This is a genomic window from Plantibacter sp. MCCC 1A11337 (assembly GCF_013349365.1).
Classification (GTDB): Bacteria; Actinomycetota; Actinomycetes; order Actinomycetales; family Microbacteriaceae; genus Plantibacter; species Plantibacter flavus_A.
In genome coordinates this window covers 576,357-595,189 of the sequence record NZ_JABJWX010000001.1, presented here as the reverse complement: position 1 = coordinate 595,189, position 18,833 = coordinate 576,357, and the positions used below count along the sequence as shown (strand labels likewise).

15 protein-coding genes and 1 riboswitch are annotated in these 18,833 nt (G+C 69.8%); of the genes, 10 read left to right on the top strand and 5 right to left on the bottom strand.

Annotated elements, in window-relative coordinates; genetic code table 11:
- Window positions 1–57: 57 nt before the first annotated feature.
- Entirely contained in the window at window positions 58–549 is a 492-nt protein-coding gene (ybaK, locus tag HOW07_RS02720) for a Cys-tRNA(Pro) deacylase (RefSeq protein WP_175116020.1), read from the bottom strand.
- 2 nt (window positions 550–551) lie between these two features.
- Window positions 552–2,594: a glycogen debranching protein GlgX gene (glgX, locus tag HOW07_RS02715; protein WP_175116019.1), complete on the bottom strand. Its 2,043-nt coding sequence runs from the start codon at window positions 2,592–2,594 to the stop codon at window positions 552–554.
- A gap of 68 nt (window positions 2,595–2,662) precedes the next feature.
- Between glgX and HOW07_RS02710 the strand changes: the two genes are divergently transcribed.
- Window positions 2,663–3,886: a cysteine desulfurase family protein gene (locus HOW07_RS02710; RefSeq protein WP_175116018.1), complete on the top strand. Its 1,224-nt coding sequence runs from the start codon at window positions 2,663–2,665 to the stop codon at window positions 3,884–3,886.
- A gap of 60 nt (window positions 3,887–3,946) precedes the next feature.
- Window positions 3,947–5,065 carry a tRNA 2-thiouridine(34) synthase MnmA gene (gene mnmA, locus HOW07_RS02705; protein ID WP_371743557.1) on the top strand — a complete coding sequence of 373 codons (1,119 nt, stop codon included), beginning with the start codon at window positions 3,947–3,949 and terminating at the stop codon, window positions 5,063–5,065.
- Between the two features lie 59 nt (window positions 5,066–5,124).
- On the opposite strand, the gene HOW07_RS02700 is transcribed toward mnmA, so the two are convergent.
- Window positions 5,125–6,603, bottom strand: coding sequence for a sugar porter family MFS transporter (locus tag HOW07_RS02700; RefSeq protein ID WP_064295118.1), 1,479 nt, complete (start codon window positions 6,601–6,603; stop codon window positions 5,125–5,127).
- A gap of 151 nt (window positions 6,604–6,754) precedes the next feature.
- Here HOW07_RS02700 and ligA point away from each other — a divergent pair, with 151 nt between their 5' ends.
- Window positions 6,755–9,082, top strand: coding sequence for an NAD-dependent DNA ligase LigA (gene ligA / locus HOW07_RS02695; RefSeq protein ID WP_157583391.1), 2,328 nt, complete (start codon window positions 6,755–6,757; stop codon window positions 9,080–9,082).
- A 2-nt stretch (window positions 9,083–9,084) separates the two neighbouring features.
- Here ligA and HOW07_RS02690 read toward each other — a convergent pair whose 3' ends face one another.
- On the bottom strand, window positions 9,085–10,806 hold the full coding sequence (locus tag HOW07_RS02690) for a long-chain-fatty-acid--CoA ligase (RefSeq protein ID WP_285039195.1): 1,722 nt from the start codon (window positions 10,804–10,806) through the stop codon (window positions 9,085–9,087).
- Between the two features lie 90 nt (window positions 10,807–10,896).
- Here HOW07_RS02690 and gatC point away from each other — a divergent pair, with 90 nt between their 5' ends.
- The 4 genes from gatC (at window position 10,897) to HOW07_RS02670 (ending at window position 14,919) form a co-directional block, all read left to right on the top strand.
- Window positions 10,897–11,196, top strand: coding sequence for an Asp-tRNA(Asn)/Glu-tRNA(Gln) amidotransferase subunit GatC (gene gatC, locus HOW07_RS02685; protein WP_064295120.1), 300 nt, complete (start codon window positions 10,897–10,899; stop codon window positions 11,194–11,196).
- A complete protein-coding gene (gene gatA / locus HOW07_RS02680; RefSeq protein ID WP_121290262.1) occupies window positions 11,193–12,704 on the top strand; it encodes an Asp-tRNA(Asn)/Glu-tRNA(Gln) amidotransferase subunit GatA in 1,512 nt (503 codons plus the stop codon). Before gatC ends, gatA begins: the two co-directional genes overlap by 4 nt.
- 3 nt (window positions 12,705–12,707) lie before the next feature.
- The gene (gatB, locus tag HOW07_RS02675) at window positions 12,708–14,207 is read left to right on the top strand and encodes an Asp-tRNA(Asn)/Glu-tRNA(Gln) amidotransferase subunit GatB (RefSeq protein WP_121290264.1); all 1,500 of its coding nucleotides are present in this window, start codon (window positions 12,708–12,710) and stop codon (window positions 14,205–14,207) included.
- Window positions 14,208–14,322: 115 nt separating this feature from the next.
- Complete coding sequence (locus HOW07_RS02670) at window positions 14,323–14,919, top strand: hypothetical protein (RefSeq protein ID WP_175116016.1); 597 nt, start codon at window positions 14,323–14,325, stop codon at window positions 14,917–14,919.
- Here HOW07_RS02670 and HOW07_RS02665 read toward each other — a convergent pair.
- A complete protein-coding gene (locus HOW07_RS02665; protein ID WP_175116015.1) occupies window positions 14,890–16,215 on the bottom strand; it encodes an acyltransferase in 1,326 nt (441 codons plus the stop codon). The genes HOW07_RS02670 and HOW07_RS02665 overlap by 30 nt on opposite strands.
- A gap of 82 nt (window positions 16,216–16,297) precedes the next feature.
- On the opposite strand from HOW07_RS02665, the gene dinB reads away from it, so the two are divergent.
- The 3 genes from dinB (at window position 16,298) to HOW07_RS19250 (ending at window position 18,760) form a co-directional block, all read left to right on the top strand.
- Window positions 16,298–17,596 (top strand): DNA polymerase IV, encoded by a 1,299-nt coding sequence (gene dinB, locus HOW07_RS02660; RefSeq protein WP_175116014.1) that lies wholly within the window; start codon window positions 16,298–16,300, stop codon window positions 17,594–17,596.
- 9 nt (window positions 17,597–17,605) lie between these two features.
- Window positions 17,606–17,935 carry a hypothetical protein gene (locus tag HOW07_RS02655; protein WP_064295126.1) on the top strand — a complete coding sequence of 110 codons (330 nt, stop codon included), beginning with the start codon at window positions 17,606–17,608 and terminating at the stop codon, window positions 17,933–17,935.
- Between the two features lie 50 nt (window positions 17,936–17,985).
- Window positions 17,986–18,094, top strand: a riboswitch (TPP riboswitch).
- Between the two features lie 75 nt (window positions 18,095–18,169).
- Window positions 18,170–18,760, top strand: coding sequence for an ECF transporter S component (locus HOW07_RS19250; protein ID WP_175116013.1), 591 nt, complete (start codon window positions 18,170–18,172; stop codon window positions 18,758–18,760).
- Window positions 18,761–18,833: the final 73 nt, after the last annotated feature.

Genomic DNA, 18,833 nt, shown 5'->3' with positions numbered 1-18,833 from the left:
GGCGATCCCCTCCGACGCGCCGGTGCGACCCTCGGACCGGTGCGTCGAGGGATCCGACTATCTGGCGATCCTCGCGACGACGGCGGACACGGCCGATCCGAGGTCGGACGGGGCGAGTTCGAGGTCGAACCCGCGCCGACCACCCGAGACCAGCACCGTCTCGTGCTCGAAGGCGCTCTCGTCGAGCACCGTCGGGAGCGCGGTGCGTTGCCCGATCGGGCTGATGCCGCCGACCACGTAGCCCGTCTTCCGCTCGGCGACGGCAGGGTCCGCCATCGTCGCCCGCTTCCCGTCGAGGGCCGCCGCGAGCGCCTTGAGGTCGAGTTGGTCGGCGACCGGGACGATCGCGACGACGAGCGAGCCGTCCACCTCCGCCAGCAGGGTCTTGAACACCCTGGGCGGGTCGACCCCGAGCGCCGTGGCGGCCTCGAGACCGAAGGCCGTCACCGACGGGTCGTGTCGGTAGGAACGCGGGGTGAAGGGGATGCCCAGCGAGGTCAACGTCACCGTCGCCGGGGTGCCGCCTCCCTCGGCCCTCCGTTTCGCCATCGTCAGACGGCTCGGAAGAGCTGCATCGACGTGGCCGAGACCGGGACCGTCTGGCCGGGGACGAACTGCTCCTCCTCGGACATCGGTGCGTCGTCCGCGGAGTTCCAGATGCGCACGAACGCGGTCACGCCCTCGTGCTCGGGCAGGGTGACCTCGACCGGCTGCTCGACGCCGTGCACGATGAGCAGCACGCGGTCGAGCTCCTCGGACTCCGGCGTGCTCGTCGAGAAGAACTGCAGTGTCCGGTTCCTTGGACTCGTCCAGTCCTCGGTGCTCATGGTCCCGCCCGACGCGTCGAACCAGTCCATGACGCTCGCGCCGGGCACCGTCGTCCCAGCGGCGGCGAAGTGCTCCGGCCGGAGGGCGGGGTGTTCGCGGCGCAGTTCGAGGAGCCGGCGGCTGTGTGCGAGCAACTGGTCCTGCCAGGGCTCCCTCGTCCATCCGACCCAGGTCAGCTCGGAGTCGTGACAGTAGGCGTTGTTGTTGCCGCGCTGACTCCGCCCGAACTCGTCGCCAGCCGTGAGCATCGGGACACCCGCCGACAACAGGAGCGTGCCGAGCAGGTTCCGCATCGCCTTTCGACGAGCGGCGAGGATCGCGGGGTCGTCCGTCGGGCCCTCGGCACCGTGGTTGAAGGAACGGTTGTTGTCCGTCCCGTCGCGGTTGGACTCGCCGTTCCCGACGTTGTGCTTGACGTCGTACGAGACGAGGTCTGCCAGGGTGAACCCGTCGTGGGCCGTGATGAAGTTGACGGAGGCCAGCGGACCGCGCTCAGCTGAGAAGGTGTTGCTCGATCCGGCCAGACGGGTCGCGAACCCACCGATCCCGACCGGGGCGTCCGCCCGTCTCGCGTAGTCGATGTCGGAGAGCCAGAAGTTGCGGACGCGATCCCGGTACCGGTCGTTCCACTCGTGCCACCCGGCGGGGAAGTTCCCCGTCTGCCAGCCGCCCATCCCGACGTCCCAGGGCTCGGCGATCATCTTCGCGTCGACGAGCGACGGGTCGTGGACGATCGCCTCGAGCAGGGGGTGGTCGGGCGTGAACTCGACCGCCGCGTTCCGACCGAGCGTCGCGGCGAGGTCGAACCGGAAGCCGTCGATCTGCACCTCGTCCGCCCAGTATCGCAACGAGTCGAGCACGAGCCGTTGGGGGACCGGATGGCCGAAGTCCACGGTGTTGCCGCAGCCCGTCACGTCGATGTAGGCGCCGGTGGCGTCCTGACGGTAGTAGGTCGCGTTGTCGATGCCGCGGAAGCTCGTGCGGGGGCCGCCGGGCCCCTCTTCGGCGGTGTGGTTGTAGACGACGTCGAGGATGACCTCGAGGCCGGCCTCGTGCAGCAGCTTCACCATGCCCTTGAACTCGCGGAGGACCTCGTCCGCGCCTCCCGCCTGCGCCGTCTTCGTCGCATAGGAGGCGTGTGGACTGAAGAAGTTCAGGGTGTTGTAGCCCCAGTAGTTGACGAGGCCCTGCTTGATGAGACGCTGCTCAGAGGTGAACGCGTGCACCGGAAGCAGTTCGACGCTCGTCACCCCGAGGTCGTGCAGATGCGCGATCATCGCGGGGTGGGCGAGGCCCGCGTACGTGCCCCGCAGCTCCTCCGGAACGTCGGGGTGCAGCTTGCTCAGCCCCTTGACGTGCGCCTCGTACACGACGGTCCGGTCGAGCGGGATACGGGGTTTCTGCACACCGCCCCAGTCGAACGCGTCGTCGACGACGACGGACCGCCACTGCTCTGCCGACACCCGGGCGAGGCCGCGGGCGTAGGGGTCGAGCAGCAGGAGGCTCGGGTCGAAGGCGTTGTTCGGCGAGGACGGCCCGGAGGCGCGGACCGCATAGCGTCGGCCGAGCACCAGCTCCTCGGAACTCCCACTCCAGACACCGTCGTCGTCGCGGGTCATCTCGACCGAGTGGGTGATCCAGTTCAGATCCTTGTCGTCGAAGATCACGAGTTCGAGTGCATCCGCATGCTCGGACCACACACGGAGCTCACCACCGGACGGGCCGAGGCGGACGCCGAGATCGTGGAAGGGGTCACCAGCGTTCATGGGTTCTACAGTAGTGAGTGCAGGAGTGCGCGAAGATCCGCGGACAACGCGGTGAAGGGAGGAGCGGCATGGCGGTGTACCTGGACCACGCCGCGACGACCCCGGTGCGATCCGAGGTGATCGAGGCCTACGCGTCCGCGATGGCGACCGTCGGCAACCCGGCCTCCATCCACGGCCCCGGGCAACAGGCCCGCCGCCTCCTCGAAGAGGCACGTGAGCGGGTCGCGGCGACCCTCGGATGCGACCCCATCGAACTCGTCTTCACCTCCGGCGGCACCGAATCCATCAACCTCGCCCTCAAGGGGCTCTACTGGCACCGCCAGCAGGATCGACGACGCGCCGCCGTGCTCGCACCCGCGGGGGAGCACCACGCCACGCTCGACACCGTCGAGTGGCTCGAGCGCCACGAGGGTGCATCCCCGCTCTGGATCCCGCTCGACGACCTCGGCCGGGTCTCACTCGACACGGCGGCCGCGCGCTTCGCCGACCACGGCCCCGACATCGCCGTGGCGACGGCGCTCTGGGCGAACAACGAGGTCGGCACCATCCAGCCCGTCGTCCGGCTGGCGGCGCTCGCCGCAGCGTCCGAGGTGCCGTTCCACCTGGACGCGGTCTCGGCCTACGGACACCTCCCCATCGACCTCGCCGACCTTCGCGCCGCATCCGGATCCGTCGGTGCCGATGGTCTCGTCGCGCTCAGCGTCTCCGCGCACAAGATCGGTGGTCCCGTGGGGATCGGAGCCCTGGTCGTGAGTCGCGCAGCCGTGGTGGAGCCGTTGCAGCACGGTGGCGGACAGCAACGCGGACTCCGCTCCGGTACGCAGGACGTCGCGGCAGCCGTCGGATTCGCCGTCGCCGCTGAGCTCATGGCGCTCGAGCGGACCGCGGAACAGCAGCGTCTCAGCGCCTTGCGCGACCGACTCGTGGCCGGCGTGCGGGCGACCGTTCCGGAGGCCGAGCTGACGGGTGATCCCAGCGAGCGACTCGCGTCGAACGCGAACTTCGTGTTCCCCGGCGCACAGGGGGACTCGATGCTCTTCCTGCTCGACCTCGCAGGGGTGGCGGTCTCGACGGGTTCCGCCTGCCAGGCCGGCGTCCCGGAACCGTCGCATGTCCTGCTCGCGATGGGACGCCCGGAGACCGAGGCCCGATCGGTCCTCCGGATCACGCTGGGCCGGACGACGACCGAGGGCGACGTGGACGACTTCCTCCAGGCGCTGCCGCGCGCGTACGCGCAGGCGAGTCGGGCCGGTTCCGCCGACCGCGACACGGCACTGGGCGCTCGTCCCTGAGCAGCCCTCCCGTCGCTGCTTGCGGGTGGCCGTCCGGCGGCTGGCGCGTAGACTTGCCCGGTGAAAGTTCTGGCAGCGATGAGTGGCGGAGTCGACTCCGCCGTGGCAGCGGCACGCGCCGTCGACGCGGGCCATGAGGTGGTCGGCGTCCACCTGGCGCTCAGCCGGATGCCGGGCACGCTCCGGACCGGCAGTCGCGGGTGCTGCACCATCGAGGACTCGATGGACGCCCAGCGTGCGGCGAACCTGATCGGCATCCCGTACTACGTGTGGGACTTCTCGGAGCGCTTCAAGCTCGACGTGGTCGACGACTTCATCGCCGAGTACCGCGCCGGCCGGACCCCGAACCCGTGTATGCGATGCAACGAGAAGATCAAGTTCGCCGCGTTGCTCGAGAAGGCGCTCGATCTCGGGTTCGACGCGGTCGTGACCGGCCACTACGCCACGATCGTCACGAGCCCCGACGGTGATCGAGAACTGCACCGGGCGAGTGCCTGGGCGAAGGACCAGTCGTACGTCCTGGGCGTGCTCACCGCCGAACAGCTCGCGCACTCGATGTTCCCGCTCGGGGCGACGCCGTCGAAGGCCGAGGTCCGTGCCGAGGCCGCTGAGCGCGGCTTCACGGTGGCGAACAAGCCCGACAGCCACGACATCTGCTTCATCCCCGACGGCGACACGAAGGGCTGGCTGGGGGAGCGGGTCGGTACCGAGACCGGCCAGGTCCTCGACCGCGACGGAGCCGTCGTTGGTTCGCACGAGGGTGCCCACGCGTTCACCGTCGGCCAGCGCAAGGGCCTGCACCTCGGCGTGCCGGCGCCGGACGGACGTCCCCGCTTCGTCCTCGAGGTGCGTCCGAAGGACAACACGGTCGTCGTCGGGCCGAAGGAGGCGCTCGCCATCGGAGAGATCGCCGGCTCGCGCTTCACCTGGGCTGGGAGGGCTCCGGAGGTCGGTGCCGAAGCGATCCCGTGCGACGTCCAGATCCGTGCGCACGCGGACCCGGTCCCCGCCGCGCTGACGCTCGTCGGTGGCGAACTCGTCGTCCACCCGGAGACGCCGCTCGACGGCGTCGCTCCCGGACAGACCGCCGTGCTGTACAGCGGGACGCGCGTCCTCGGTCAGTTCACGATCGACCGCACCGTCAGCGCGGTACCCGTCGGAGCCGCCGCCTCCGCCTGACGACCCCGGAACGACGGAACGCCCGACGAGCCAGGCTCGTCGGGCGTTCCGCGTCGGTCTCAGGATCGGGACGGTGCGCCCGCCTTGGACTTCTTGGGCTTCTTGACGAAGAGGGTCTCCGCCTCCTCGAGCGTCAGGCCGTTGGTCTCAGGGATCTTCGCGAGGACGAAGACGAACGAGAGGAGCGCGAACAGCGCGTACATGCCGTAGGTCACCGGCAGGGAGAACGCGGCGAGGGCCGGGAAACTGACCGTGATGAGGAAGTTCGCGATCCACTGCGCCATCGCCGCGACACCGAGTGCCTTCGCGCGCAGGCGGTTCGGGAAGATCTCGCCGAGGAGCACCCAGACGAGCGGTCCCCACGACGCGCCGAACGCGACCACGAACACGTTGGCAGCCACGAGGGCGATCGTTCCCCACGGCTGGGGCAACGACACCTCGCCGGCGCTGTCGGTCACCGACTGTGTGAACGCGATCGCCATCGCACCGAGCGAGACCGTCATGCCGATGGAGCCCGCGAGGAGGATCGGCCGTCGACCGATGCGGTCCACGAGCAGGATGGCGACGATGGTGACCGCGACGTTCGTCACCGAGGTGATGACCGAGATGAGGAGCGAATCGGACTCCTGGAACCCGACGGCCTTCCACAGCGTCGTCGAGTAGTAGAAGATCACGTTGATGCCGACGAACTGCTGGAAGATTGACAGGATGATGCCGATCCAGACGATCGGCAGGAGCCCGAAGCGTCCGCCCCAGAGGGTCGCCTTCTTCTGCTGCTCATCGTCCTTCACCGCCTGCTCGGCGAGCTTGACGGCGCGATCCACCTCCTCCTGCGGCCAGACGGTCGCGAAGATCCGACGGGCCTCGTCGGACTTGCCCTTGCGGACGAGGAACCGGGGCGACTCGGGGAGCCGCATCGCGAGCACGCCGTAGACCACGGCCGGGAGCGCGCAGGCGATGAACATCCAGCGCCAGGCCTCGACGCCGAACCACAGCGGGTTCGACGCGCCGCCGGCGGCGCCCGCCAGGACGGAGTCGGACAGGAGCGCGGCGAAGATGCCGAGCGTGATGGCGAGCTGCTGCAGCGAGGCGAGGCGGCCGCGGATGGCGCTCGGCGCGATCTCGGCGATGTACGCCGGAGCCACGACCGAGGCGATGCCGATACCGAGCCCGCCGACGATGCGCCAGATGACGAGGTCCCAGGGGGAGAAGGCGAAGCCGGCTCCGAAGGAGGAGACGAAGAACAGGCCTGCACCGAGCAGCATCGTGAAGATGCGGCCGCGGCTGTCTGCGATCCGACCCGCGAGGTAGGCGCCGAGCGCGCAACCGAGCAGCGCTGACGCGACCGCGAAGCCGATGAGCGCCTCACTGAGCGCGAAGTGGTCCTGCATCGCGTCGACCGCGCCGTTCACCACGGAGGAGTCGAATCCGAAGAGGAAGCCACCGACCGCGGCCGAGACGGAGATGCCGATGACGCGCGCGGTCAGCTGCTTGCTGGTGGGAGCCGCCCCCGTTCCCGGACTGCTGGACTGGGACATGGTTCCTCCGATTCCGCGCGCATGGTTCCTGCGGCACTGCGACACCCTACTCCTCGATGAGACCCGCCCCGACCCCGTTGCGCACATCCGGGAGGACGTGCCGGGTGTCAAGCGCCCGCCGGTGTCGGACGCCGCTCGTAGACTGGACGCCGTGGCGAACAGCACCGGACAGACCCTCCAGCAGGCATCGACCGAGGCCGAGGAATTGACCTCGCGCATCCTCGAGCTCCGCGACGCGTACTACGAGCGAGACGAGTCGCTCGCCTCCGACGAGGAGTACGACGCGATGCTCCGGCGGCTCGAGGAGCTCGAGCGTCTGTTCCCCGAGCTGCAGAGCCAGGACAGCCCCACCCAGACCGTCGGCGGGCGCGCCGAGACCACGCTGTTCGCCCCGGTCACGCACCTCGAGCGCATGCTCAGCCTCGACAACGTCTTCTCGATCGAGGAGTTCCTCGCCTGGGCCGCCAAGGTCGAGCGCGACGCCGGAGGGTCCGTCCAGTACCTCTGCGAACTGAAGATCGACGGCCTCGCCATCAACCTCCGGTACGAGCGCGGCCGCCTCGTGAGCGCGGCCACGCGAGGCGACGGCGTCGTCGGCGAGGACGTCACGGAGAACGTGCGGTACATCCGTTCCATCCCCGAGCGACTGACCTCGTCCGACCCCGAGGTCGAGTTCCCGGAGGTCGTCGAGGTCCGGGGCGAGATCTTCTTCCCGGTCGAGGCCTTCCGCGAACTGAACGCCAACCAGGCGGCGGCCGGTGAACGGGTCTTCGCCAACCCGCGCAACGCGGCGAGCGGTTCCCTGCGCCAGAAGGCGGAGAGCAAGAACCCGGCCCAGCTCGCACTCATGCACGACCGGCTCGGCCGCCTGCAGATGCTCGTCCACGGCATCGGCGCGTGGGAACAGCCACCAGTCGCTCGGCAGTCACAGGTCTACGAGCTGCTGCACAGCTGGGGGCTCCCGACCTCCTCGCACTACCGGGTCCACGACGAGGCGACCGGTGCGGCGGAGTTCATCGAGTACTTCGGCGCCCACCGCGACAGCGTCGAGCACGAGATCGACGGCGTCGTCGTGAAGGTCGACGATCTCGCGCTCCACGGCGAGCTCGGCGCGACGAGTCGTGCTCCGCGATGGGCCATCGCCTACAAGTACCCGCCCGAGCAGGTGAACACGAAGCTGCTCGACATCGTCGTGAGCGTCGGGCGCACCGGTCGCGCCACCCCGTTCGCCGTCATGGAGAAGGTGCTCGTCGCCGGCAGCGAGGTGCGTCAGGCGACCCTGCACAACCAGGACGTCGTGAAGGCGAAGGGGGTGCTCATCGGTGACACCGTCGTCCTCCGGAAGGCCGGCGACGTCATCCCCGAGGTCCTCGGCCCGGTGGTCGAGCTCCGCGACGGTTCGGAGCGCGAGTTCGTCATGCCCGAGCACTGCCCCGAGTGCGGTACCACCCTCGCCCCCGCGAAGGAGGGCGACATCGACCTGCGCTGCCCGAACGCGCGGAGCTGCCCGGCGCAGGTGCGCGGACGCGTCGAGCACATCGGCTCCCGTGGCGCGCTCGACGTCGAGGCGCTCGGCGAGGTGGCGGCAGCGGCGCTCACCCAGCCGGTGGAGCCCGCGGAACCACCGCTGACGACCGAGGCCGGACTCTTCTCGCTCACGATGGCCGACATCTTCCCGGTCACGGTGATCGTCCGCGACAACGAGACCGGCCTGCCCAAGCTCAACGAGGACGGATCCGAGAAGCGCGTCACGCCCTTCCGCCGCCGACGTGCCAAGAAGGACGGCGTGCACGATCCGGCCGCGGCCGAGTTCGACGGTGACGAGTCCTCGGTGCCGTCCAAGAACGCGATCGAACTCCTCGCCAACCTCGACGGCGCGAAGACCCGCCCGCTCGCACGGTTGCTCGTGGCACTCAACATCCGCCACGTCGGCCCGGTCGCCGCCCGGTCACTCGCGGAGTACTTCGGTTCGCTCGATGCCATCCGTGCGGCCACCCGCGACGAGCTCGCAGAGGTCGACGGCGTGGGCGGGATCATCGCCGATGCGCTCATCGCCTGGTTCGAGGTCGACTGGCATCGCGAGATCGTCGAGGAGTGGACCGCGGCGGGCGTGCAGTGGGCGACTCCGGGACACCCGGGGCCGGGCGCCGCTGTCGCGGCCGGCGGGGTGCTGTCGGGTGTCACCGTCGTCGCCACCGGTTCGCTCGAGGGCTTCACCCGGGAGGGTGCGCTGGAAGCGATCGTGCAGGCGGGAGGGAAGGCTGCCTCGAGCGTCTCGAAGAAGACCGACTTCGTCGCCGCCGGCCCGGGTGCCGGGTCGAAGCTCGCCAAGGCCGAAGCACTCGGTCTGCGGATCATCGACGCCGAGCAGTTCGCCCTGCTCGTCTCCGAGGGTCCGGCGGCGCTCGGCGAGCCGGACGTCCCGGCCGAGGACGAGGCCGAGGGCGCAGCGTCCGCCGACGAGGCGCCCACGGACTGAGCTCAGTCCTGGCCGGCCTGCAGCAGCTCGTCGCGGACCTGGCGCCGCAGCACCTTGCCGATGAGCGACTTGGGGAGTTCGTCGACGACGACGACCCGCTTCGGCACCTTGTACGGGGTGAGGATCTCCCGCGCCCAGGCTCTGAGCGCGTCCGCATCCACGGTGGCACCGGGAGCCGCGACGACGGCCGCGACGACCTGCTCGCCGGAGTGGGGATCGGGGAGACCGACGACGGCGGCGTCGGCGACCGACGCGTGTCCGCGGAGCACCTGCTCGACCTCGCTCGGCGACACGTTGAACCCGCCGGTGATGATGAGCTCCTTGATCCGGTCGACGACGGTCATGAACCCCTCCTCGTCGATGGACACGATGTCGCCGGTGCGGAACCAGCCGCCCGGGAGCAGGACGGCGGCGGTCTCCTCGGGCTTGTTGTAGTAGCCGTGGAAGACCTGCGGGCCGCGGACGAGCAGCTCGCCCGCCTCGCCGGCCGGACGGTCGGTCTCCGGGTCGTCGGGATCCACGACGCGCACCTCGGTGCTCGGCAGCGGGAGGCCGATGGTCCCGGGCTTCCGTGCGGTCGAGACCGGGTTCGCGGAGATGACCGGCGAGCACTCGGAGAGCCCGTAGCCCTCGACGAGGAAGCCGCCGGACGCGGCTTCGAACGGGACGACGAGGTCGTGCGGCAGCGGCATCGCGCCCGAGATGGCGATCTCGGTGCCCTGCAGCGACACGCCCTGCTCGGTCGCCGCGGTCAGGAGTCGGTCGGCGATGGGCGGGACGGCGGGCAGGAAGGTCGGCGGTCGCTTCTTCATGACCTTGAGGACGAGCGCCGGGTCGAACTTCGGGAAGAGGACGAGGCGCGAGCCCATGCTCATGGCGAAGGTCAGGCAGAGCGTCAGGCCGTAGGCGTGGAACATCGGGAGCACCGCGTAGACGACGGCCTCCCCGCGCTTCACCGTGGGCACCCAGGCTCGGGACTGCGCCGCGTTCGCGAGCAGGTTGCCGTGGGTGAGTGCGGCCCCCTTGGGCGAGCCGGTCGTGCCGCTCGTGTACTGGATGAGCGCGAGGGCGTCGGTCGCGGGCTTCGGGTGGCTGGCCGGCAGCGGCGCCGAGGTCAGGAGCTGCTCCCACCGCACCGTGCCCGAGACCGGTGCGGTGAGCTGGGCCCGTGAGGCTCTCGCCTTCGGGATGGGCAGACGGAGAGCGGCGCGCATGTGGAGCGGCATCGCCCGGGTCACGTCGATCGTCACGAGCGAGTGCACCGCCAGGTCGGCCGGGAAGTCCTGCAGGTGCTCGGCGACCTTGTCCCAGACGATCGCGAACGTCGCGCGGTGGTCCTCGAACTGGTGGCGGAGCTCTTGGGGGGTGTAGAGCGGATTGTGCTCGATGACGACGGCGCCCAGCCTGAGGACGGCGTAGAACGCGACGATGTGCTGCGGGCAGTTCGGGAGCATGAGGGCGACGGGGTCGCCCGCCCGGACACCGAGTGCGCGCAGGCCCGCGGCGGCACGGGCGATCAGCGCCTCGAGCTCCGTGTAGGTGGTGGTGGACCCGAAGAACTCCAGCGCGACGGCGTCCGGGTAGCTCGCCGCCGAGGCCTCGACGAGATCGCCGAGGCTGCCGGTCTGCTCAGGGATGTCGTCCGGCACGTCGGCGGCGTAGCTCGCGAGCCACGGACGCTCGTGCGGGGGACGGGGACGGCTGCTCGAGTCGTTCTGGGTCACCGTTCCACTGTAGGGGCGGAGCCCGACGGACGACCACGTCCCTGGCGAATAGACTGGAGCGACCGCCACCGCTACACGTACGGGAGACGCATGTCGGAAATCACTACCGAGCAGGTCGCGCATCTCGCGAACCTCGCTCGAATCGCCCTGAGCCAGGACGAGATCGCCCACCTCACGACGGAGCTCGACTCCATCGTGGACAACATCCAGAAGGTGCAGCAGGTGGCCACGCCTGACGTCCCGGCGACGAGCCACCCGATCCCGCTCGAGAACGTGTACCGCGACGACGTCGTCGGCAACACGCTCACGCGCGAACAGGCGCTGCAGAACGCGCCGGAATCGGCCGACGGCCGCTTCAAGGTCTCGGCGATCCTGGGGGAGGAGCAGTGAGCGGGTTGATCGGTCTCACGGCAGCGGAGCTGTCGAGCAAGCTCCGCGCGGGCGAGGTCTCCAGCGTCGAAGCCACCCAGGCCCACCTCGACCGCATCGCGCAGGTCGACGGCGACGTCCACGCCTTCCTCCACGTGTCGGACCACGCGCTCGACGTCGCCGCCGACATCGACGCACGCCGTGCCGCGGGCGAGGACCTCGGCGAGCTGGCGGGCGTCCCGCTCGCCATCAAGGACGTCCTGGTGACGACGGACATGCCGTCCACCTCGGGGAGCAAGATCCTCGAGGGGTACCTGTCGCCCTTCGACGCGACCGTCGTCGCGCGGTCACGTGCCGCCGGTCTCGTGCCGCTCGGCAAGACGAACATGGACGAGTTCGCCATGGGCTCGAGCACGGAGCACTCGGCGTACGGACCGACCCACAACCCATGGGACCTCGACCGCATCCCCGGCGGTTCCGGCGGTGGCTCCGCTGCCGCGGTCGCCGCGTTCGAGGCGCCCATCGCCCTCGGCAGCGACACCGGTGGGTCCATCCGCCAGCCGGCGCACGTGACCGGCACGGTCGGCGTGAAGCCCACCTACGGCGCGGTCAGCCGCTACGGGGCGATCGCACTCGCCTCCTCGCTCGACCAGGTCGGACCGGTCAGCCGCACGGTCCTCGACTCGGGCCTCCTCCACGACGTCATCGCCGGGCACGACGGCCTCGACTCCACCTCGCTCCGTGACGCCTGGCCCTCGATGGCTGCTGCGGCCCGTGAGGGCGCGCGCGGCGACGTGCTGCGCGGTCTGCGGGTCGGCGTCGTCACCGAGCTCAACGGTGAAGGCTTCCAGGCCGGTGTGAAGAGCCGCTTCCAGGAGGCGCTCGCGGTCCTCGAGGCGAACGGTGCCGAGATCGTCGAGGTCTCCGCTCCGAACTTCGAGTACGCCGTCGCCGCCTACTACCTCATCCTCCCGGCCGAAGCGTCGAGCAACCTCGCGAAGTTCGACTCGGTGCGCTTCGGGATGCGGGTCACGCCCGAGGGTGGCGGCACGGTCGAGCAGGTCATGTCCGCGACGCGCGAGGCCGGTTTCGGTCCCGAGGTGAAGCGACGGATCATCCTCGGCACCTACGCGCTCAGCGCGGGCTACTACGACGCCTACTACGGCAGCGCCCAGAAGGTCCGGACGCTCATCCAGCGCGACTTCGCGGCGGCGTTCGACCAGGTCGACGTCCTCGTGAGCCCGAGCGCCCCGACGACGGCGTTCAAGCTGGGCGAGCGCATCGACGACCCGCTGGCGATGTATCTGAACGACGTCACCACCATCCCGGCGAACCTCGCCGGTGTGCCCGGCATCAGCGTGCCGATCGGTCTCGCGCCCGAAGACGGTCTGCCCGTCGGCATCCAGTTCATGGCGCCAGCACGGGAGGACGCCAGGCTCTACCGGGTCGGCGCCGCCCTCGAGGCGCTCCTCGAATCGACGTGGGGGCACACCCTCATCTCGCAGGCACCCGCTCTCGGAGGTCGGTAACCCATGGCCAAGGACAAGCTCCTCTCCTACGAAGAAGCCCTCGAACTGTACGAGCCGGTGCTCGGCTTCGAGGTGCACGTCGAGCTGAACACCAAGACGAAGATGTTCTCCTCGGCACCGAACGGCTTCGGCGACGCTCCGAACACGAACATCTCGCCGGTCTGCCTCGGTCTGCCCGGGTCGCTCCCGGTCGTGAACGAGCAGGCGGTGCGGTACTCGATCAGCCTCGGGCTCGCCCTCGGCTGCTCGATCGCACCCTCGAGCCGGTTCGCACGGAAGAACTACTTCTACCCCGACCTCGCGAAGAACTACCAGATCTCGCAGTTCGACGAGCCGATCGCCTTCGAGGGGTCGGTCGACGTCGAGCTGACCGACGGCACCATCGTGACGGTGCCGATCGAGCGTGCGCACATGGAGGAGGACGCCGGCAAGCTCACGCACATCGGCGGCTCCACCGGCCGTATCCAGGGTGCCGAGTACTCGCTCGTCGACTACAACCGCGCCGGTGTGCCGCTCGTCGAGATCGTCACGAAGCCGATCTACGGCACCGAGCACCGGGCGCCCGAGATCGCGAAGGCCTACGTCTCCGCGATCCGCGACATCGTCGTGGCGCTCGGTATCTCGGACGCGAAGATGGAGCGTGGGAACCTCCGCTGCGACGCCAACATCTCGCTGCGCCCGCGCGGCCAGGAGAAGCTCGGCACGCGCACGGAGACGAAGAACGTCAACTCCCTGCGTTCCGTCGAGCGCGCCGTCCGCTACGAGATCCAGCGGCAGGCGGCGATCCTCAAGGACGGCGGGTCCATCGTCCAGGAGACGCGGCACTGGCACGAGGACACCGGGGCCACGTCGGCCGGCCGGCCGAAGAGCGACGCCGACGACTACCGGTACTTCCCGGAGCCCGACCTGCTCCCGGTCGTGCCGTCGCCCGAACTCATCGAGGAACTCCGAGCGGCCCTGCCCGAGCAGCCGGCCGTCCGTCGTCGCCGGCTGAAGAGCGAGTGGGGCTTCACCGACCTGGAGTTCCAGGACGTCGTGAACGGTGGTCTGCTGAACGAGATCACGGCCACCGTCGAGTCCGGTGCCGCTCCGGCCGCCGCACGGAAGTGGTGGACTGGCGAGATCTCGCGGATCGCGAACCAGCGTGACGTCGAGGCGACGAGCCTCGTGTCGCCCGAGCACGTCGCGGCACTCGCTGCGCTCGTCGAGGACGGAACGCTCAACGACAAACTCGCGCGCCAGGTGCTCGAGGGCGTCATCGACGGGGAGGGCACTCCTCAGGAGGTCATCGACGCCCGCGGTCTCGCGCTCGTGTCCGACGACGGTCCGCTGATCGCCGCCATCGACGAGGCACTGGCCGCTCAGCCTGACGTCCTCGCCAAGATCCGCGACGGCAAGGTCCAGGCGGCCGGCGCGGTCATCGGCGCCGTGATGAAGGCGATGCGCGGACAGGCCGATGCGGCACGTGTGCGCGAACTCGTCCTGGAACGCGCCTCGCAGTAGCGGACACTGCTGCACCCTCGGGCCCGAGCCGCTGTCGATGACGGCGGCCCGGGCCCGATGTCGTCGGCCAGGGGAAGCCCTGGTGCCGACTGCTGGCCCGGCATACACTTCCGCCATGCTGGTCGAAGGCACCATGCGGTGGCAGGTCACGGAAGACGCTCCGATGGCCCTCATGCTGGCGCTCGCGTTCCGCGACATGGCAGGGCTCGGGGAGCAATGCGTCGCGCAGCTTCCCGCAGTCACGCCGGGGCTGGAGCGGATCGACGTCGCCGGCCTCGACCTCGACGCGCTCGCCGTCCAATTCGACGGCTGGTGGACCGGGATCGCCCGTCGCGACACGCGCCTCTTCATGGCCGAGGTCCGTCCACCACACTTCGAGGTGTTCGATCGAGCCCTCGACCTGCAGGAGCTCGCCTACCGGGCGTACGACGAGGCGCACCGATGGGCGTCGGCTCGGATCCGCGAGTACGAACGCGCGCTCGCAGGTCGATCGCCGAGCCGTCTCACCGACGTCTACGAACTCATCCGCGAGCGTCAGTTCGAGTTGCGTCGGCAATCCAGCTCGTTCCGGTTGGACCTCGAGGTACTCCCGATCTGCCGACCGGGGGCCTGGGTGGTCGCGCCCGACACGATCGTGGTCAGTGAGTCGCTCCGGGACGACCGGGAGGCCTTTCGCGAATGGCTACGGCCGCTGGTCCACGGCCTGGTCTGATCCGCTTGCGACGCGCTCGACCGGCCGACGGGTCGGGTTCAGGAGCACGACCGCGATGATCGAGCCGACAGCGCCGGCAGCCGCCATCGCGGCGGTGAGCGGGTGGGAGATCTCCGCGAAGGGCATGATGAAGGCGCTCGCGAGCGCGATCCACACGGCGACGTGCGTCGGCTTGCGCTCCGGGTCGAGGCGCAGCTTGCGGGGGTGCTCGACGCGGCCGAGGAGTGTGCCGACGCCCGCGAGCAGGACCGCGACGACCAGCAGCACGACCGGTCGGGTCCACCACCATGCCGCGCTCAGCGGTTCCGCGAAGGGGATGCCGAGGGCGAGCTGGAGACCGGCGACCGCGATGATCAGGGGGAGATGCCAGAGGTACACCGTCATCAGCCGGGACCCGATGAGGAAGACGACGGCTCGCGCGGCGCGGGTCCGCATGATCGCCGTGAGCAGCGGGTGCACCAGGGCGAGCAGGGCGAGCTGCCCGACGCCGAGGACGACGAGGGGGAGGGTCGGTGGGTTGAGGTTGCCGAGCATGCTGGTCGAGTACGGCAGCCAGGTCGTGATCGGCACGAGCGCACCGTAGGAGACGAGCACCACGGCCACGAGGACGAGGCGAGGGACGGTGCGGAGACGACCATCGGCCAGGAAGAACCCGAACTGCTGCAGCAGCGGCCAGACGAACACCAGGTTGACGAGACCGATGCCCAGGAGGCCGGTCGAGTACCGGACGACGTCGACGAGGATCACACCGGCCAGCAGTGCCGCGCAGGTCAGGACGGGGTGGCGGTCGTGCCAGGTGGCCAAGAAGGGCGCGACCGCCTGGCACAGCAGGTAGGCGGCCAGGAACCAGAGCGGGGACCCGACGCCTGCGGCGACTGCCTCGATGATGGCGGGGTCGACACCGAGCGCCCCGGCGAGCCACAGTCCGACGGCGAGGAAGAGCAGGACCGGGATCGTCGGCAGGGCGAGTCGGAAGACCCGGGACCGGAGGAAGTCGCTGGTCCCGCCACCACGTCGGACGGTGCTGCGCCAGCCGGTGATCGTCGCGAAGCCGCCCACGATGAAGAACAGCGGCATGATCTGGCCGAACCAGGTGCCCGTGTCGAACCACGGTTGCTGCTCGAGCGCCCGGGAGATGCCGATCGCGCCGTCCGGCTCGATCGCCACGGCGACCATCAGGAGGTGGACGACGACCACCGTGACGACGCAGGCGACGCGCACGAGGTCGAGGGCGAGGTCCCGCCCGGAGAGGTCTGGGACCGCCGGGGCCGACCCGGTCCGCGTTCGCGTGCTCATCGCCGGACAGCCTAGCGTCGCCGGGCGCTCCCGCCTCGGCCCTTGTGGAGAGCGTGTCGGAGGCGACTGCGACAATGGAGGTATGAGTCGGCAGGATGGAGCGTCTCGTCGCGTCTCGGCGCACGATGCCGACGACAGCGGTACCCCCATCCTCCATGTCGACATGGACGCGTTCTTCGTCTCGGTCGAGCTCTTGGAACGGCCCGAGCTGCGCGGTCTGCCGATCATCGTGGGCAACAAGGAGGGGCGGTCGGTCGTCACCTCCGCCAGTTACGAGGCTCGCCGGTACGGCGTGCGCGCGGCGATGCCGGTGTCCCAGGCGATGCGGCTCTGTCCGAGCGCCGTCGTGCTGCCGCCCCACCACGGCAGGTACCGCGAGTACTCCGACCGGGTGATGGAGGTGTTCGAGTCGGTCACGCCGCTCGTCGAACCCCTGAGCATCGACGAGGCCTTCCTCGACGTCTCCGGCGCGGTCCGGTTGCTCGGGAGCCCGCGGACGATCGCCGCGCTCGTGAAGCAACGGGTCCTCGACGCGACCGGCTTGCCGTGCTCGGTGGGCCTGGCGGCGACGAAGTACGTCGCGAAGCTCGCTTCCGGCCTGTCCAAGCCCGACGGTCTGCTGGTCGTGCCGGCCGACGAGACCCTGGCGTTCCTCCACCCGTTGCCGGTCGGTGCACTGTGGGGCGTCGGTGGTCGGACGGAGGAGCAGCTGACGAACCGGGGCATCCGGACCATCGGTCAGCTCGCCTCCACCCCGCTGTCGATGCTCCAGCGCGCGGTCGGTGAAGCCTCCGGTCGCCGACTCCTCGAGCTCGCGAACGGGATCGATCCGCGCGGCATCGAGCTGGCACGTCGCGAGAAGAGCGTCAGCCACGAGGTGACCTTCCCGACCGACGTCTCCGACCCGACCATCCTCAGGCGCGAACTGCTGAACCTCGCCGGCCTCGTCGCGATCCGACTCCGGAAGGGCGGCTACGCCGGCCGGACGATCAGCATCCGCGTGCGCTATGCGGACTTCAGCGTCGTCACCCGGTCGCGCACCATCGGCGAGGCCACGAACGTGGGCCGGCGGGTGTACGACGAAGCGGCCTCGCTGTTCGGCGACCTCGATCGCGGCGGACGCCTCGTGCGCCTCGTGGGGGTGAAGGTCGACCAGCTCGTCCCGGCCGATGAGGCCGGTGCCGGGCTCTGGGACCCGGACGAGGAGTGGCGTGAAGCCGAGCAGACGATCGACCGGGTCGCAAGCCGGTTCGGCGATCTCGCGATCGCCCCCGCCTCCCTCCTCGGCAAGCCGAGGCGTCGCGGACTCGGCAGTCGCGGAGACTCGCAGGGTGCTGGGAGCACGGATCAACCCCTTGGACCGGGAGATGCCGAGCGATAGCCTCGCCGTATGACGAATCTCGTGGAGAAGCTGGCAGAACAGGCGAAGGGGCTCGGCGTGACCGCGGCCTATGGGGAGCAGCAGGACATCGACGGGACGAAGCTCGTGCCCGTCGCGCTGACGTACTACGGCTTCGGCGGCGGCTCCGAGGGCGACGGCGACGACGCCCCGAGCGGCGGTGGCGGCGGTGGCGTCTCCATCCCGGTCGGTGCCTACATCAAGACCGACGAGGGTCTCCGTTTCGACCCGAACCTCATCTCGCTGATCGCGGTCGCGATCCCGTTCATCTGGGTGAGCGGCAAGGCGCTCGCCGGCCTCATCAAGGCCCTCAAGAAGTAGCCCCCTCCGTCCAACCCCTGTCGTGCGACCGCGCACGGCAGGGGTTAGACTCGTGCCACCACGGGAGTCCGGTGAACCGGGCTGAGAGGAAGGTATTCGCCTTCGACCGTCGAACCTGATCTGGATCATGCCAGCGCAGGGAGACCATTTCTCGCTATCCCGTGCTCTTTTCCGTCTACAGGAAGGGCACGTATCGTGTCAGCATCGACCAAGATCTCACCCTCTGAACGCGCTGTGTCGCGGACCTTGCGCTGGAGGGTCGTCGACATCGTCGTGGTCGCCGTACTCGGCGTCGCGACCGGCCTCATCTTCTGGGCGTGGAACACGCTCGGATCACTCTGGTACGCGGGTGCCAGCGCCGTCACGCCCGGTTTCGGCGGGATCGCCGTCGGGATATGGCTCCTCGGCGGGGTGCTCGGCGGACTCATCATCCGGAAGCCCGGCGCTGCCCTCCTCGTCGAGACCATCGGGGCGATCGTCTCCGCCCTCATCGGCAACGTATGGGGCATCACGACGGTGTACTCCGGGCTCGCTCAGGGCCTCGGTGCCGAGCTGGTGTTCGCGGCGTTCGCGTACAAGCGCTTCGGCCTCGTTCCGGCGATCCTCGCCGGGGCCGGTGCCGGGGCCGGCGCGTGGCTCCTCGAACTCGTCATGTCGGGCAACCTCGAGAAGGGTGTCGAGTTCAACGCGATCTACCTCGGTTCACTGCTCGTCTCGGGCGCGATCCTCGCCGGTGTCGTCGGCTGGGCACTCGTCAGGGCACTCGCGTCGACCGGAGCGCTCAGTCGGTTCGCGTCGGGGCGGGACGCTCGGCGCGAGGTCTGATCGTGCCGGGAGCGGCTGCGACCGGTCCGGCGCGCGTCGTCGCGCAAGACTGGGGGTGGCGGCATGCCGGTCG

Coding starts and splice junctions, on each gene's coding strand:
- ybaK (WP_175116020.1), bottom strand. CDS start 549: ATGGCGAAACGGAGGGCCGAGGGAGGCGGCACCCCGGCGACGGTGACG.
- glgX (WP_175116019.1), bottom strand. CDS start 2,594: ATGAACGCTGGTGACCCCTTCCACGATCTCGGCGTCCGCCTCGGCCCG.
- HOW07_RS02710 (WP_175116018.1), top strand. CDS start 2,663: ATGGCGGTGTACCTGGACCACGCCGCGACGACCCCGGTGCGATCCGAG.
- HOW07_RS02700 (WP_064295118.1), bottom strand. CDS start 6,603: ATGTCCCAGTCCAGCAGTCCGGGAACGGGGGCGGCTCCCACCAGCAAG.
- gatC (WP_064295120.1), top strand. CDS start 10,897: ATGTCGGAAATCACTACCGAGCAGGTCGCGCATCTCGCGAACCTCGCT.
- gatB (WP_121290264.1), top strand. CDS start 12,708: ATGGCCAAGGACAAGCTCCTCTCCTACGAAGAAGCCCTCGAACTGTAC.
- HOW07_RS02670 (WP_175116016.1), top strand. CDS start 14,323: ATGCTGGTCGAAGGCACCATGCGGTGGCAGGTCACGGAAGACGCTCCG.
- HOW07_RS02665 (WP_175116015.1), bottom strand. CDS start 16,215: ATGAGCACGCGAACGCGGACCGGGTCGGCCCCGGCGGTCCCAGACCTC.
- dinB (WP_175116014.1), top strand. CDS start 16,298: ATGAGTCGGCAGGATGGAGCGTCTCGTCGCGTCTCGGCGCACGATGCC.
- HOW07_RS02655 (WP_064295126.1), top strand. CDS start 17,606: ATGACGAATCTCGTGGAGAAGCTGGCAGAACAGGCGAAGGGGCTCGGC.